13 protein-coding genes and 1 tRNA gene are annotated in these 14,309 nt (G+C 60.8%); 8 read left to right on the top strand and 6 right to left on the bottom strand.

The window, feature by feature from the left end:
- Nucleotides 1-128: 128 nt before the first annotated feature.
- From RG2_RS27715 to RG2_RS27705, 3 genes are all read left to right on the top strand, one after another.
- A complete protein-coding gene (locus tag RG2_RS27715; protein WP_033235913.1) occupies nt 129-593 on the top strand; it encodes a hypothetical protein in 465 nt (154 codons plus the stop codon).
- A 269-nt stretch (nt 594-862) separates the two neighbouring features.
- The gene (locus RG2_RS27710) at nt 863-1,663 is read left to right on the top strand and encodes a metal-dependent hydrolase (protein WP_033235971.1); all 801 of its coding nucleotides are present in this window, start codon (nt 863-865) and stop codon (nt 1,661-1,663) included.
- Nucleotides 1,664-1,785: 122 nt separating this feature from the next.
- Nucleotides 1,786-3,531, top strand: a complete 1,746-nt coding sequence (locus RG2_RS27705; protein ID WP_033235972.1) for a cholesterol oxidase substrate-binding domain-containing protein — start codon at nt 1,786-1,788, stop codon at nt 3,529-3,531.
- Nucleotides 3,532-3,556: 25 nt separating this feature from the next.
- On the opposite strand, the gene RG2_RS27700 is transcribed toward RG2_RS27705, so the two are convergent.
- A complete protein-coding gene (locus tag RG2_RS27700; protein ID WP_033235914.1) occupies nt 3,557-5,173 on the bottom strand; it encodes a DHA2 family efflux MFS transporter permease subunit in 1,617 nt (538 codons plus the stop codon).
- A gap of 162 nt (nt 5,174-5,335) precedes the next feature.
- Here RG2_RS27700 and RG2_RS27695 point away from each other — a divergent pair, with 162 nt between their 5' ends.
- Complete coding sequence (locus RG2_RS27695; RefSeq protein WP_230590308.1) at nt 5,336-5,770, top strand: MarR family winged helix-turn-helix transcriptional regulator; 435 nt, start codon at nt 5,336-5,338, stop codon at nt 5,768-5,770.
- A gap of 36 nt (nt 5,771-5,806) precedes the next feature.
- Here RG2_RS27695 and RG2_RS27690 read toward each other — a convergent pair whose 3' ends face one another.
- Both RG2_RS27690 and RG2_RS27685 read right to left on the bottom strand, forming a co-directional pair.
- Nucleotides 5,807-6,373, bottom strand: a complete 567-nt coding sequence (locus tag RG2_RS27690) for a P-loop NTPase family protein (RefSeq protein ID WP_045066545.1) — start codon at nt 6,371-6,373, stop codon at nt 5,807-5,809.
- A gap of 78 nt (nt 6,374-6,451) precedes the next feature.
- Nucleotides 6,452-7,483: an ABC transporter substrate-binding protein gene (locus RG2_RS27685; protein ID WP_033235916.1), complete on the bottom strand. Its 1,032-nt coding sequence runs from the start codon at nt 7,481-7,483 to the stop codon at nt 6,452-6,454.
- A 168-nt stretch (nt 7,484-7,651) separates the two neighbouring features.
- Here RG2_RS27685 and RG2_RS27680 point away from each other — a divergent pair, with 168 nt between their 5' ends.
- From RG2_RS27680 to RG2_RS27670, 3 genes are read left to right on the top strand one after another with little or no spacing between them, the layout of a single operon-like run.
- The gene (locus tag RG2_RS27680; RefSeq protein WP_033235917.1) at nt 7,652-9,208 is read left to right on the top strand and encodes an acyl-CoA synthetase; all 1,557 of its coding nucleotides are present in this window, start codon (nt 7,652-7,654) and stop codon (nt 9,206-9,208) included.
- A gap of 53 nt (nt 9,209-9,261) precedes the next feature.
- Complete coding sequence (locus RG2_RS27675; RefSeq protein ID WP_051730657.1) at nt 9,262-10,815, top strand: SIR2 family protein; 1,554 nt, start codon at nt 9,262-9,264, stop codon at nt 10,813-10,815.
- A gap of 59 nt (nt 10,816-10,874) precedes the next feature.
- Entirely contained in the window at nt 10,875-12,188 is a 1,314-nt protein-coding gene (locus tag RG2_RS27670) for a wax ester/triacylglycerol synthase domain-containing protein (RefSeq protein WP_033235918.1), read from the top strand.
- Here the strand turns inward: RG2_RS27670 and RG2_RS27665 are convergent.
- The 3 genes from RG2_RS27665 to RG2_RS27655 form a co-directional block, all read right to left on the bottom strand.
- The gene (locus RG2_RS27665; protein WP_033235919.1) at nt 12,169-12,492 is read right to left on the bottom strand and encodes a hypothetical protein; all 324 of its coding nucleotides are present in this window, start codon (nt 12,490-12,492) and stop codon (nt 12,169-12,171) included. The two genes, RG2_RS27670 and RG2_RS27665, sit on opposite strands and share 20 nt — an antisense overlap.
- An 86-nt stretch (nt 12,493-12,578) precedes the next feature.
- A tRNA-Pro gene (locus RG2_RS27660) sits at nt 12,579-12,652 on the bottom strand.
- A gap of 54 nt (nt 12,653-12,706) precedes the next feature.
- On the bottom strand, nt 12,707-13,675 hold the full coding sequence (locus RG2_RS27655) for a metallophosphoesterase (protein WP_033235920.1): 969 nt from the start codon (nt 13,673-13,675) through the stop codon (nt 12,707-12,709).
- A gap of 57 nt (nt 13,676-13,732) precedes the next feature.
- Here RG2_RS27655 and RG2_RS27650 point away from each other — a divergent pair, with 57 nt between their 5' ends.
- Nucleotides 13,733-14,209, top strand: a complete 477-nt coding sequence (locus RG2_RS27650; RefSeq protein ID WP_033235921.1) for a GatB/YqeY domain-containing protein — start codon at nt 13,733-13,735, stop codon at nt 14,207-14,209.
- Nucleotides 14,210-14,309 lie beyond the last annotated feature (100 nt).

The following is a 14,309-nucleotide window of genomic DNA, read 5'->3' as shown; positions in this document are numbered from 1 at the left end:
AGCGCCACCGCATTCTCATCAACTCCTAAGAAACCGACAACAGATCTGCAGGGTTGGCTTCATAGCCTCGGGTTTCTCGGATGCGACCGCGCCGAGAATTCGAGGACGTTCGATCAAGGAGAACAACGATGACGCGATTGACAGTGAACGGCAAGCGGGCCAGGCGGACCGGTGTGGTGGTGGCATCCATGGCGGTACTCGGGCTGGCCGTGACTCCGGGAATCGCCTGGGCTTCCAACCCCATTGCCGATGGATCGCCGGTGGCCGTGCGATCCATCGCGACTGCTCCGTCCGAGGCCGGTGTGGCAGCGGAAGTAGCGTGCGGTGCCGCGACGCCGATTTCCGACGAGGAGCTGCAGAAGCTCATCGACGAGGGCAAGGTTGTGCGCGCGGAGGAGGCCGGTACAGCGGCGCTCACGATTGAAGTACCGAGCGAAGCTGCGATCTTCATTGCACGTGAGGGAATGCCGGCGCTGCCGACCGTCGAGTGGGCCCCGACGATCGAGGGTGTTCCGGCAGAAGTACTCGACGTGGCGGGCGTCGCTCCGCTGGTTGAAGGGGTTGCTCTGTCTTGCGCTGTCGCCGCGGGGTGACACGCGAAAGGTCTCAGCGGGGTGACACGCGAAGGGACTCAGCGGGGTAACACGTGAAAGGAGCTACGCATGAACCGTTTTGACCGGGAACGGTACGACCGTACTGAACTCGAGAACGACGACGGTGAAGTCTGTCGGTAGCACTTGCTACGTTCGTGGCGGTCTCGGCGAGCATGCCGAGGCCGTCGCCGTCGGCGTCATGTGTGTGGTGTCTTGTGTCGAGTCCGATGGACTCGACCCAGGGCGCGTTTCGAAAGGTGTTGTGTTTCATGGTCATGGGCCCCACCCACGCGATGTCCGGTGCTGCTGTGGGTCTGGTGGTTGCCGAACTCTTGCCCCTCGACTGGGGTGGGCCTACCTCCACTGCCGAAACCCTGACGTTTGCCGGGGTGTGCGCGGGTGCTGCGTTGCTTCCGGATCTCGACACGAGCCAGTCGACGGTTTCCCGGTCGTTCGGACCACTGAGCAAGGCGCTGGCACAGGGTGTGGACGCGATATCGGTTGCCTTCTATCGGATCACCAAAGGCAAGAAGGACGGTAAGCGGCGTGGTGGTCACCGGACACTCACCCACACGGCTTTGTTTGCGGCCGGGTTGGGCGCCGGCGTTTCCGCGCTGGTTGTCCAGTTCGGAAAGCCCGCAATCATCATCACGTTGTTCTTCTGTCTGGGGTTGGCGATTCGCGGTCTGGCGGGGGACTTTGCGAAGGACAAGGGCTGGCTGGTCGTCTCCGCGTTGGCGCTGGTCCTGTCTGCGGTGACGTGGCAGCAGTATCCGAGCGAGGCTGGGTCCACTGGATTGGGCGTCGCAGTTGCGCTCGGATGTGCGACGCATTGTCTGGGTGATGCCATCACCAAGGAAGGCGTGCCGTTTCTTGCGCCGCTCATTCCGTTGGGTGGCAAACGGTGGTGGGAACAGCGACTTCCGTCGTTCCTGTCGATCCGCGCGGGTGGCAACCTCGAAAAGGTGTTGATCGGCCCGGCGCTCACGCTCCTCACTGTCTGGCTGATCGTCGGTGCGTTCGACGGTGCGTCCGAAGCCATCTATGCGGTGTTCTCACCGACTCCGTAACTTTTTATTACGGAACCACTGGCATCGTAATGGAACTTGTTCTAGGTTCATCTCTAACGTAAGTCCGATTCGGCAGAGACGAGTAGTCCGTGGAACGCAGCGGTTCAGCAGATCAAAGCGCAGTGGATCGACCATCCAACGCCGGATCCGTCAGCAGGCGGGGATTCCTGGCGGCCGGTGTCGGCGCCGCTGCGCTCGCAGGGCTGACCTGGTCGCCGGCCGGAGCGGTGCCATGGGGCCCACAATCCACCCTCGCCCCGCCGCCCGACTTCCCGGCCGGTATCCCGCTTTCCCAGCAGGCCTACGCCAACTGGTCCAAGGAGATCGTTCTCGATCACGTGTGGACGGCAACGGCTCGCAGCTCCGATGACGTGGTGACCCTTGCCAACTGGGCGCACCGCAACGGGTACACCGTCCGCGCTCGCGGCACGATGCACGGGTGGAGCCCGCTGACAGTGGTCCCGGGTGCACCAGTGGATCGAGTGCTGTTGGTGGACACAATGGTTCACCTGAATTCCGTCGAGGTGCACAGCGACGGAGAGCAATCCGTCGTAACCGCCGGTGCCGGTGCCAGCATCGAGTCGATCCTCACGGCGCTGCAGGACCATGGCTTGGGTTGGGCCAACTCTCCGGCCATCGGGGATCTGTCCATTGCCGGCGCGCTCGCAATCGGAGCCCACGGCGCAACCTATCCTGCAGCGGGAGAAACCATTACCCCCGGACAGTCGTTCGGATCACTGAGCAACCTGATCACGGCCATGACCGTCGTGGTGTGGGACAGCAGTTCGGGGAGCTACACGCTCCGCGAATTCGCCCGCTCCGATGTCGAGAGCACGGCATTTCTGACCCATCTCGGGCGCACATTCGTCACCTCCGTCACCCTGCAAGCCGGCGAGAACTACCGGCTGCGCTGCCAGAGTTTCACCGATATCCCGTGGCAGGAACTCTTTGCGCCGCCAGGATCACCGGGTCGCACCTACGCGAGCTTTGTCGAAGCGTCCGGACGCGTCGAAGCTATCTGGTTCCCCTTCACGTCCACTCCGTGGCTGAAAATCTGGACACCGACGCCGGTCAAACCGCCCGAGTCGAGGGAAGTGCACGGCCCGTACAACTACTTCTTCTCCGATGCACTCCCCGAAGCAGTCACCACCCCACTCGGGATGGTGGCCAAGGGATTGCAAGCGGCTACGCCGCTGTTCGGCGCTTCCCAGTTCGGCGCCGTTGCAGCCGGATTGGTGCTCACGGACACCGACGACCTGTGGGGCTGGTCCAAGGACGTGCTGTTCTATCTGCGACACACCACGGTGCGAGTTGTCGCGGGCGGCGGTGCGGTCATCACGAAGCGTTCCAACATCGCCCGTGTCATCCACGAGATGACAACGTGGTTGAACGAGCGGATGACGCACCTCGCATCGATGGGGCAGTATCCCGTGAACATGCCCTTCGAAGTGCGCCTGTGCGGCGTCGACGACAACGGCGAAGTCCTGGTGGACAGTGCCGGCGTGCCGGATCTATCGGCGGTGCGGCCGCGGTCGGATCGCGACGACTGGGACACCGCCATCTGGATGAATGTGGTGTCCATTCCCGGAACTCCGGGTTTGCCGGCGTTCCTTCGGGATATGGAACGGTGGATGGTCGCGAACTACTCCGGTGATTACGCCACCTTCCGGCCCGAATGGTCGAAGGGTTGGGCATTCACCAACGACGCCGCCTATCAGGACGACGAATTCCTCACGCGCACAATCCCTGCCACCTTCCGGGCGGGCGGTGACGGAAATTGGGACGCCGCCCTCGCGACCTTCGACAAATACGATCCGCACCGAGTCTTCAGCAACACCTTCATCGACCGGTTCATGCCGTCTGCCTGAGTCTCACCGTGCAAGTTTTTCTGCGTCAGCCGACGTCCGCTGCTGCCTTCGTTTCCTGCTCGGGTGACGAGAACGGCTTGTTCGGGATGAGTGCCGTGGCGATCAGGCCAACTACAACAAATCCGGCCGCAAGGTATCCGCCGAGTGTGATGCCATGTGTCATTGCGGATTGGGCTGCGTCGGCAACGAAGGCAGTGCTCGGCGAGCCGGCCAGCGAGTCGATGGCCGCGCCGGCGCTGTCGGTGACCGCCCGCGTCAACTGATCGGCCTGAGCTTGGTCGACACCGGATTCGGTGAGGTCGTTGTTCAGAGTGGAATTGAGAGTGCTGAAGAAGACCGTGGTGAGGATGGCGATACCCAGTGCGGATCCGAGTTGGCGGAACGCACTCTGAATGCCGGAGCCTTGACCGGCGCTCTGTTCGGGAATTTCCTCGAGCACGACGTTGGTTACCTGCGCCGTCGCGAATCCGACGCCGATGCCGTAGAAGAACAGCACTGCGGCAATGGTCCACCAGGGGCTGTCTGTCGCAGCGATGAATCCGAGACCAGCGAGGCCGAGCGCTTCGAGAGCCAGACCGATACGGACCAAGCCCAACGGCGAGACCTTCGATGCCAGTCCGAAACTGGCGCCACTGGCGACAAAGCTGCCGATGGCAATGGGGACCAGGGCGAGTCCGGCTTGGAGTGCGCTGTATCCAAGCGTGAACTGAAGCCAGAGTGGAAGCACCGCAACGATTCCGAACTCACCGAGTCCGATGATCAGCGTCGCGATGTTGCCGTTGCGGAACGACGAGATGGAGAACAACCGCACGTCCATCAGTGCCCGCGACGGATCGTCACTACGGGTGAGCATGGTTTGCCGGTAGGCGAATGCGCCGAGCGAGATGACGGCGAGAACTAGCGCGATCAGAACCGGTGACGGTCCGCTGGACCATGACAGGCCGAACAGTTCGAAGGGCTGCTTCGTGGTCAGCCACCCGTACGTACGTCCCTCGACGAGGCCGAAGGCCAGCAGGCCCAGGCCGGCGATGGACAGTGCCGCTCCGGTGGCGTCGATGCGCCCAGCGGTGCGGGGTGAGGGCGCGATGAACAGCACTGCGCCGATGAGAATGAGCGCAGCAAGCGGAATGTTGATCCCGAATGCCCAACGCCACGAAGCGTGTTCGGCAAGCCAGCCGCCGAGCAATGGGCCGAGGGCGGAAGCTGCACCGATGGTGGAACCCCACACTGCGAAGGCCTGGCCGCGGGCTTTGCCGGTGAACATCGCGTTCAGAAGCGACAGTGAAGTGGGCAGGATCATGGCCGCGCCGGCGCCCTGCAGGAATCGCGCCAGGATGAGCAGGCCGCCGTTCGGTGCCAGTCCGGCCAGCAGGCTCGTTGCGCCGAACACGACGACACCGGCGATGAAGACGCGACGGGCGCCGACCAGGTCGGCAACTCTGCCGACCAGAAGCAGGAGTGCCGCGAACACGATTGCATAGGACTCTTGGATCCATTGAGCCTGAACGGAATTGATTCCGAGATCTTCGATGATCGAGGGGACTATGACGTTGACGATGGTGGTGTCGACGACGATCAGTGCCACGCCGAGTGCAATGGCGATCAGGCCCAACCACTTGCGGGTGGTGGGTGAGATGTTCATGAATAAACCTCCATTGTGAAGTAACTTTATGATAAAGGTATATTTGGGGCGGTAAGTTGTCAATGTGCGCGCTGGGCTCGACCGGCCGCCATCTGGCACAGGAAAGGTGGGATCACCGAGGTGGAAGCACCGCGCAACATCTCCGCGGAGCGGGAGCGGCTGATGGATGAATTCCGCGCGTACGGTGCGACGTTCACCGAATTCAGCCATCGATTCGCGTCGTGGCTTGGTCTGCATTCCACCGACGCAACTGCTCTGATGGAAATCACCGCGGCTGAGGAGAAAGGTGCGCCGCTCTCACCCGCACGTCTTGGAGAGCGGATCTCACTGACGTCGGGCGCCACTACCGCGTTGCTCAACCGCCTGGAAAAGGCGGGACATATCGTCCGGACCCGCGAGAATGCAGACCGTCGAGTGGTCACGCTGCACAGCAGTGCGCATGTGCAGGACCTGGCTGACGAGTTCTTCGGACCACTCGCCGTACGACTCGACGCCATGATGGAGAAATACCCGCCTGAACTGCTCAGTCGATTCGAGGAATTTCTCGTCGACCTGCACTCGACGATGAACGAACACCTCGAGCAAGACAATCGCTGAACAAAAATGCCGCTCGACTCCGGAGAGTCGACCGGTTCACGCCCTAGTTTGCAGCGGTCCCGCGATCCACCGTTCGATGTCGGCATGGGTCCGTAGGCAGACAATCGTGAGGTCCGGTCGCCGATCTCGCAGTGCCGCGATCCGGAGTGCACTCGTACGGTGCGTGTTCCAGGCCCAGCGAACGATGTGATCTCGGTCGGAGAAGAACGTGTGTAGTGGTGGCTCGATATTGCCGTTCCACAAGACTTTTCGCCCCAGCCGCCTCTGTACCGTCCGAACGATAACCTGGCGCATCACGGTGCAGCGCGACAGGTCCAGCCACACAAGAAGATCCGCTTCATCGGCGAGTAGATCGCGAACGGACCGGTACTGCCATTCCGTCACCCACCGCGGCGCCGAACTGAATGTTGTGACGTCGAACAGGAATTGCTCTCGCGGTGTCCAGTTCGGGCCGTGATAGAGACCGTCGATCTCGACGTGTTCGATGCCGAGAAGCGTTCCAATTCGGGAGGCCAAGGTCGTTTTTACGGAACCGGATGTTCCCGCTACGAGAATGCGCTTTGGGCATCCGGGCAAGCGATCTTCTGGACCGAGAAGAGGCACGAGAACACTGTAGCCATCGGCCGAATCAAAAAAAACGGCGAGGGAAATAGCAATTCCCCTCGCCGTCTTCTGTCGTAACTACTTTCCGAGCTTGGCCTGCAGGTCCTCGAGAACCAAGTTGGCGCCTGTCGGGCCGAGACCCAGGAACCAGGTTTCGTCGCTGACTTCGCTGGCGCGACCGTCCTTGACGGCGTCCATCGTTGCCCACAAGGGGCCGGCGGTGACGGTGGTTTGACCGGTGTCAGCGGGACTTCCGTAGCTGGAGTAGAAGATCTGATCGCCCTCGGCTTGGGTGATCGTTTCCGGGCTAACCTCGACGGCCAGTTCGTCGATGTCCTGGATTGCCGGACGGGGGAGTCCGACGTCCTTCAGGATGACGCCGATGAAGGACAGGTTTCCGTACAGACGCAGCTTGCCGGACATGAAGCGGACCAGCGAGATGGTCGGGGAACCGTCGATCGACGCGCGGACCTCGTCGGCATGGGCCTGGTAGTCGTTGAGGATCTGCTCGGCTTTCGTCTCTTCACCCAGTGCGTCACCGGCAAGGAGGAAGTTCTCCTTCCACGGGAATCCGGGACGGATGCTGAAGACCGTCGGCGCGATCGCGGACAGCTGCGGGTACAGCTTGTCCTGGCGCAGTTTGCTGCCCAGAATCAGATCGGGCTTCAGGGCAGTGATGGCTTCGAGGTTGAGATTGTTGGTGGTGCCGACATCGGGGACGCCCACCAACTTGTCGGCGAGGTACGACGGCTGGCCGGCTGCGCTTTCCGGGCTGGCGATACCGACCGGGGTGATGCCGAGTGAGAGGACTTCGTCCAACTCTCCGCTGTCCAGGACGACGACTCGGGTCGGCTTGGTCTCGAGTGTGACCTCGCCCAGTGCATGTGTGACGGTGCGCGGGAACTCGCCGGGAGCGGAGTCACTACCGAGCTTCGCGGTTTCCGTGTCGGCGGTGCTGAACAGCTTGCCGCCGGTCGCGACGTCGGTGTTTCCGTTGGCGTTACTTCCGGCGTCGGAAGTTCCACAGGCTGTTGCTGCAAATACTGTCGCCAGCGCAACCATGGCGATCCGGACCGATGTGCGGGTCCGGAATGAAGTACGAGTGAGCATTAGGCAAGGCTACGCTTGTGGTATTGGGCACTTTTAGCTGGTCTCGGGGCGAACATTGCTGATCCCGACTAACGGAACCTACTCCGCATTTTGCATTCGGCGACTCGGTAAAAGTGTTAGCTTCGCGAAAGACCTGCCAATTGTGAGCGAAGACACGTGAGGAACCCGATGACCCTGAACGTTGCCGATCTGTTCGAGGCCGTTGCCGATGCGATTCCCGATCGAACACCGCTGATTCTCGAGGAAAGGCGTCTCACTTATCGGGAACTCGAACTACGGTCCAACCGATTGGCGCACCACCTTCAGTCCGTCGGCGTCAAACCGGGGCAGCACGTCGGAATCCACATGAGGAACTGCGTTGAATATGTGGAAGCGCTACTGGCCTGCATGAAGATCAGGGCCGTTCCGATCAACGTCAACTTCCGCTACACCGACGTCGAACTTGCGTACGTCTATACCAACTCGAAGATGGTGGCATTACTGGTCGAGGATGAATTCGCGGAGATTGCATTGGGCGTTGTACCGCAGTGCCCCGAGATCGACCACGTTCTCATCGTCGGCGACGAGTACGAAACTGCACTGGCCGCAGCGTCCGACGTCCGGGATTTCGAGACTCGCTCAGACGATGACCATTTCATCATCTACACCGGCGGAACTACGGGTATGCCCAAAGGCGTTGTCTGGCGCCACGAAGACTTCTTCTTCGCTGCTCTGTCCGGAGCCAACCTCAGCGGGCCGCCGCGTCGTAGTCTCGAAGAAGTGGTCGACGCTGCGATTGCGAATACCAATCCCACTGTGCTGCTGCTCATTCCACCGCTCATGCATGGCGCTGCCATCTACTCGCTGCTCACTGCCTTTCTGATGGGAGCGCCGCGAGTCCTGACCCGGAGCTTCGACCCCCTCGACGTGCTCAGGCTCGTCGAGGCCGAGAAGATCACCGGCATCACTGTTGTCGGCGACGCGATCGCCCGTCCGATCGCCGATGCGATCGCCGCGGCCGACGGTAAGTACGACATCTCCTCGTTGAAACTGATCGGATCCGGCGGCGCGCTGTTCTCGCCGAACCTCAAGGAAGAGTTGAAGTTTCGAATTCCCGGGTTGGTGATCAAAGATGCGTTCGGTGCCTCCGAATCCGGTAACGACGGCGTCGTCGAATTCGGCGAGGACGGAACGAAGCGAATTCGCTCCAACCCCAACATGATTCTGGTCGACGAGGAATTCCGTCGGATCGAACCGGGCTCGGATACCGTCGGCTACATCGCACGAGCGGGGCATGTGCCACTGGCCTACTTCGACGATCCGGAGAAATCAGCCGCGACGTTCCCCGTTGTCGACGGTGTACGGATGGCAGTCCTGGGCGATATGGGAACGATGGAAGTGGACGGCACGATCGTGCTGCTCGGACGCGGTTCCATGTGCATCAACTCGGGCGGAGAGAAGGTGTATCCCGAAGAGGTGGAACAGGCGCTCAAGACTCACCCAGCGGTTTTCGACGCCCTCGTGGCGGGTGCACCCGACGCGCGGTTCGGGGAGAAAGTGGCTGCGGTTGTCCAGATCAGGCCTGGGTTCGAAGATGTGGAACCAGATGCCCTGTCCGAGCACTGCCGGATTCATGTGGCGGGGTACAAGATTCCCCGTTCGATCGTTCTTGTACCGGCGATCCTCCGCTCACCGAGCGGAAAAGCGGATTACCGTTGGGCCAAGGAAACCGTCGCTGGGGTGTAAGCGCCGCGCAGCGGTTTGCGGACACCTGTGCTGGAGATCGCTGGGAGTCGTGTGTGGCTGGGAACGATGCAGGTGCAGGGCATGTGTTTGTTGTTCGCGGACGGCTCGAATCGGTTGACTGGGACGCAGCTGTCGTCTCGACGAGCGGTAGTTTCCTACCACGCGAGCACTGGTGGCCTGTGCTTGGACTCACTGCACAGTTGGACTTCGCACCGGCCGGCGCTGGTCGGGTTCGGTCCTTTCCGAAGGAGGGGCGTCCAGCTTGGCTGTTGAATGTCGCGTCGCGGATTTCGGTGGACTGGTTGGTGGAGGGCGTCTACGAAGTCCTTGACGTGATCGCCAGAACTGGAATTCAGCCGGGCGGTAGCCGAGTCAAACCGCTCGTTGCGTTGCCGACGTTCGGAGTGGGCTTGGGTGGCCAGGGTGGAGTACGCGGCCACGTAATCAAGGCACTGATCGACGCCGCAGCAGTGTGCGCCGACAAATACGACTTCGATATAGCATTTGTCGTTGCCAATGCCGCCGATTATGCTGCCTACCAATCTGTTCGGCGTGGGCATCTGTGTAGCGCCGGAGTACCTCCGCAGGTCCAGCAGCTAGCAGATCGACTGCGTGCCGGTGACGTCTCGTTGTTGTTGGGTGCGGGAGTCAGTATTCCGGCCGGATTGCCTTCGTGGGACAGTCTCCTTGACCGGATTCGAAGCGAAGCGCTTCCGTCTATCGATGCCGAATTGTTCTCCGGTCTCGGAGTTTTGGATCGCGCACAACTGCTGTCCAAGGCATTGCATCCTCAAGGATTGGGCGCCAGCGTTGTCGAGTTGACCGGGGGTGGCGCCAAGCCGACGCTGTCTCATTGCCTACTTGCTTCACTGGGCGTGACCAAAGTGGTCACCACCAACTACGACTCGCTCTACGAGAAAGCTTTCGAATCTGCTCACGGCCGAGGTTCGATAGCGGTGCTCCCAAGGGAGGAAGCAACCGCAAGCCGCCCCTGGATACTCAAGATGCATGGCGACAGCGGAGACCCGGACAGTATCGTGCTGAGCAGACGAGATTTCGTCAGATACGACGCAGAGCGGCGCCCGCTGGGATCAATTGTTCAGTCCCTCATGGCTACTGGTCACCTGGTTGTTGTCGGGGCTTCAATGACCGATGACAACGTGCTCAGGCTTGCTCACGAGGTGCTCGCTCTCGACGAACATAACGGTCGACAGAGAAAGATCGGAACAGTGATAACTCTGCGCCAAGACAATCTGCGAACTGAATTATGGAAGAATGACTTCGACTATGTCGCGGCGTCGGAAGCAGATAACGACTCTGCTGCCGCTCGCGATCTCGAGATATTTCTCGACAACCTTGCAATTCTGACAACCGTCGACACGCCGTATCTCTTGGATGTGAACTACAGCGGGTTGCTCGATGGTGAAGAGATCGCACTTGCAGATTCCTTGCGCGAAGTTGCCAAGATCGTTCGTTCTCTGCCGGAATCAAGTCGCGAACGATGGGGAGTTCTGGAAGCGACGCTGCACAGGTTGGGTGCGGAAACGCGGCCTATGCGTCGTCGCCGGGGTGTAAACGATCGGGCGAACATTTCGCGAAGCGGGTAGTGGTTGTTTACCCTTTTCATGCCCGCTTTGTCTCGATTAGGCTGGATCGGAGATTTGTCGTGCCTGCCAAACAACTGACCTCAGTGGATTTCGAATTGATTCCCGCAAATATGGAAACCCGCTCCACTGATGTCCTGACGATTTTCCTGTTCGATTCGGGTGACTCGACTCCGCTCGACAAGAAGGAACTACTCGAGTTCCTCGGTGCACGCGCGTCGAGGATCCCACAATTGCGGTGGACCGTGACCACAGTTCCCGGCGGGTTCGGGTTTCCCTATTGGATCGACTCCGCACCCTTCGATATCACCAAGCATGTCGAAGACAATGTCGAAATATCCTCGTGGAAAGGTGTTTTCGAATACTTCGCCGACATTGCCGCACGGATCGTCGATCCCTACGAATGTCTGTGGCGGTTGCACGTTGTTCGAGGTGTTCGTGATGCCCCAGGGGTGCAGGGTGAAGCAACGGTGGTGATCCTCAAGGGCTCGCATGCATTAGGTGACGGGCATGTGTACAACGCGATTGTTCACGACCTGTTCTCGTCGAAGCATTTACCCGACTTCATTCCGGAACTCACGGCGCCGAACCCGTGGTGGTCGTCCGTCAAAGGACTCCTCGGAACTCCGCGCCGGTATGTCCGCGCATTTCGTGCTCTGCCGGAAACCCGGAAATACGACGCACCGGATTCCGGCGGTGGTGCCGTGACCTTTACGGGCAAGCGGTCGGCTGCCGCCATCATGCTCGATCTGGTGGCGATTCGAGAAGCCAAGAAAATGTGGCCAGGCGTGACAGTGACGGCTATCGCCCAGACGATCATCTCGTTATCACTGGAAGAACATTTTGGTGACAAGAGTCCACGCTCGATGCAGGTGATGTCCGGCGCCCCCGTAGGGGCAGAGGTGCGCGGACAAAATCACATGGGTTGCTATCACGTCGATCTGGCGATGGATAAACAAGATATTGCGGAACGACTTGCCGCGATCACCACAAACAACAACCACGGCAAAGCGGAATATCCTGACGCATACCGGGCCGTACGTGCGCTGCAATACGAACTTCCGGCTATTGCGGTCAAACCTGAATTGTCATCGGATCCGAAACTGGGAACTGTAGCGAGCAGCGTCAATCGTGGACCGGCCGTCATGACTCTCGGCGATTCAAGAATCGTTTCGACCACGTCATTTCCGTACGTGTCGCCGCGGAGCCCGTTCAATCACGGGATCTACTCGGTGGGTGACGTGCTTGCGATCTCGGTACTCAGCGGAACCCCGGACAGCGGTGACATCGATATCTACGCGGCTGTCCTGGAGAAGAACGCGGCCCGCGTCCTGGCGTGCCTCGAGGAACGAAGTACTAAAGCCACGGCTCGATAGGCTTCTTCACCCACATGATCTTCTCGTCGGCGTGCGTGCGCTGCGCCTCAGCGCGATCAGGATGCGCCGCTGCCCACTGATCCTTCTCGTCGATGAGACCGGCTGCGATGGTCCAGGTCTCCCGGGTGCTCGGGGGATTCGCGTCGGCGGCACGCGCGAGTTTGCGCAGTCGATCGTCGGGCATGTCGAGTAGTTCGGCGGCGGTGATCCCACGATTCCATGCGAACTTGGCCAGACCCACCGCCTTCTCATGTCGACTGCGACTGGCGATGTCGTTGTGCGCGAAGTCCTCGTTCTTGCCCATGGGTAACCACCTCCTGGAGAGCACGGTACAACAAAAGAAGGCACCTTCTCCGCGAGGAAAAAGTGCCTTCTTCAAGTTCTTCACTGTCGGGGTGGCGGGATTTGAACCCACGACCTCTTCGTCCCGAACGAAGCGCGCTACCAAGCTGCGCCACACCCCGTGTCGAACCTCGGTTAGCTTACAGCACGAAGTCGGCAGGCATTAAATCCGCAGGTCAGTTGCGTAAAACCGGCGCAGCTGAGTGAGCGGAACCGCGCTCGGTGGAGTGCTCCGGTTCGCGGCCGGTAGACGGCACCAACGTCAACAGGGTTGCCTCGGGGCGGCAGCAGAAACGTACCGGAGCCCACGGCGAGGTTCCGATGCCGGCAGACACGTGAAGCTGTGTGTGAGCACCCCACTTGGACGGGCCCTTCACGCGGGAGCGGTCCAACTCGCAGTTGGTGACAAGCGCGCCGTAGAACGGCAGGCACAGCTGCCCGCCGTGTGTATGGCCGGCGAGAACAAGGTCGTAGCCGTCCTCGGCGAACCGATCCAACACCCGGGGTTCGGGGGAGTGCGTCAAACCGAGCTTGAGCTGAGCCAGGGGATTGGGCGGGCCCGCGATGGTGTCGTAACGATCGCGCTTGAGATGCGGATCGTCGACGCCGGCCGTCGCGATCTTGATGCCAGACACCTCGAGTTCGCGTCGTACATGCGTCACGTCGAGCCAACCACGCTCGGTAAATGCAGCCCGCAGGTCTCCCCACGGCAGCGGATCGCCCGTGATGCGCTTCTTCTTGTCGAAGAGGTAGCTCAACGGGTTCTTCGGCTTCGGAGCGAAGTAGTCGTTGCTGCCGAACACGAATAGACCGGGGCGTGCGAGCAGGTCGCCCAGTGCCTGGACAACTGCGGGGACACTGCGCTGGTGCGACAGGTTGTCGCCGGTGTTCACCACGAGATCCGGGTCGAGGCTTTCGAGCTCACGCAACCAGTTCTGCTTCAATCGCTGGTTAGGCATCATATGCAGATCGCTGAGGTGGAGAACCCGCAACGACGACGACCCCGGCTCGAGTACGGGCATCGTCACCTCGCGCAACGTAAAAGCATTGCGTTCGATGCCGGATGCGTACCCGATTCCGAGTGCAGCGACGCCCGCGGCACCAAGTGCGGTGCGGGTCAGGTTGGTGCGGAACTGGTCAGACACCAGTCAAGGATATAACTAAGGGGACGGGAGGCGGGGCGTGCGCGTAGCGTTTCCCCCATGTCCGACACGACAGCAACGCTCAAAGACAAACTCCGTTCCGACATGGTCGCATCCATGAAGGCCAAGGATCCGCTTCGCACCGGCACCCTCCGGATGCTCATCGCAGCAGTTCAGACCGAAGAGGTTGCCGGTAAGGAAGCGCGAGTCCTCACCGACGAAGAAATCATCAAGGTTCTTGCCAAGGAATCGAAGAAGCGCGGGGAATCCGCCGAAATCTACACCGAGAACGGCCGTGGTGAACTTGCCGCGAAAGAGCGCGCCGAAGCGCAGATCATCGACGAGTACCTGCCGACGCCGTTGACCGACGCAGAACTTGTCGACGTCGTCGACACGGCGATGGCGCAGGTAGCCGAGGAGCTCGGCGAGCGTCCGGGTATGCGTCAGATGGGTCAGGTCATCAAGGCCGCCAGTGCTTTGGCCAAGGGTAAGGCTGACGGCGCGCGTATCTCCGCTGCCGTGAAGTCTCGCCTGTAGGCGTCACCGACAGCGCTTGTCAGCTCCACCGACAGCGCTTGTCAGCTCCACCGACAAAAGAGAACGGCCGCAACCTCGTGTGAGGGTGCGGCCGTTCTTT

This window comes from Rhodococcus globerulus NBRC 14531, assembly GCF_001894805.1.
GTDB lineage: Bacteria > Actinomycetota > Actinomycetes > Mycobacteriales > Mycobacteriaceae > Rhodococcus_F > Rhodococcus_F globerula.
Note: the sequence above shows the minus strand (reverse complement) of the source record. Positions and strands in the feature narration are given on the sequence as shown.

Excerpts from the sequence above, each read along its gene's own strand:
- RG2_RS27715 (WP_033235913.1), top strand. The coding sequence starts at position 129 with ATGACGCGATTGACAGTGAACGGCAAGCGGGCCAGGCGGACCGGTGTG.
- RG2_RS27710 (WP_033235971.1), top strand. The coding sequence starts at position 863 with ATGGTCATGGGCCCCACCCACGCGATGTCCGGTGCTGCTGTGGGTCTG.
- RG2_RS27700 (WP_033235914.1), bottom strand. The coding sequence starts at position 5,173 with ATGAACATCTCACCCACCACCCGCAAGTGGTTGGGCCTGATCGCCATT.
- RG2_RS27695 (WP_230590308.1), top strand. The coding sequence starts at position 5,336 with ATGGATGAATTCCGCGCGTACGGTGCGACGTTCACCGAATTCAGCCAT.
- RG2_RS27685 (WP_033235916.1), bottom strand. The coding sequence starts at position 7,483 with ATGCTCACTCGTACTTCATTCCGGACCCGCACATCGGTCCGGATCGCC.
- RG2_RS27680 (WP_033235917.1), top strand. The coding sequence starts at position 7,652 with ATGACCCTGAACGTTGCCGATCTGTTCGAGGCCGTTGCCGATGCGATT.
- RG2_RS27665 (WP_033235919.1), bottom strand. The coding sequence starts at position 12,492 with ATGGGCAAGAACGAGGACTTCGCGCACAACGACATCGCCAGTCGCAGT.
- RG2_RS27650 (WP_033235921.1), top strand. The coding sequence starts at position 13,733 with ATGTCCGACACGACAGCAACGCTCAAAGACAAACTCCGTTCCGACATG.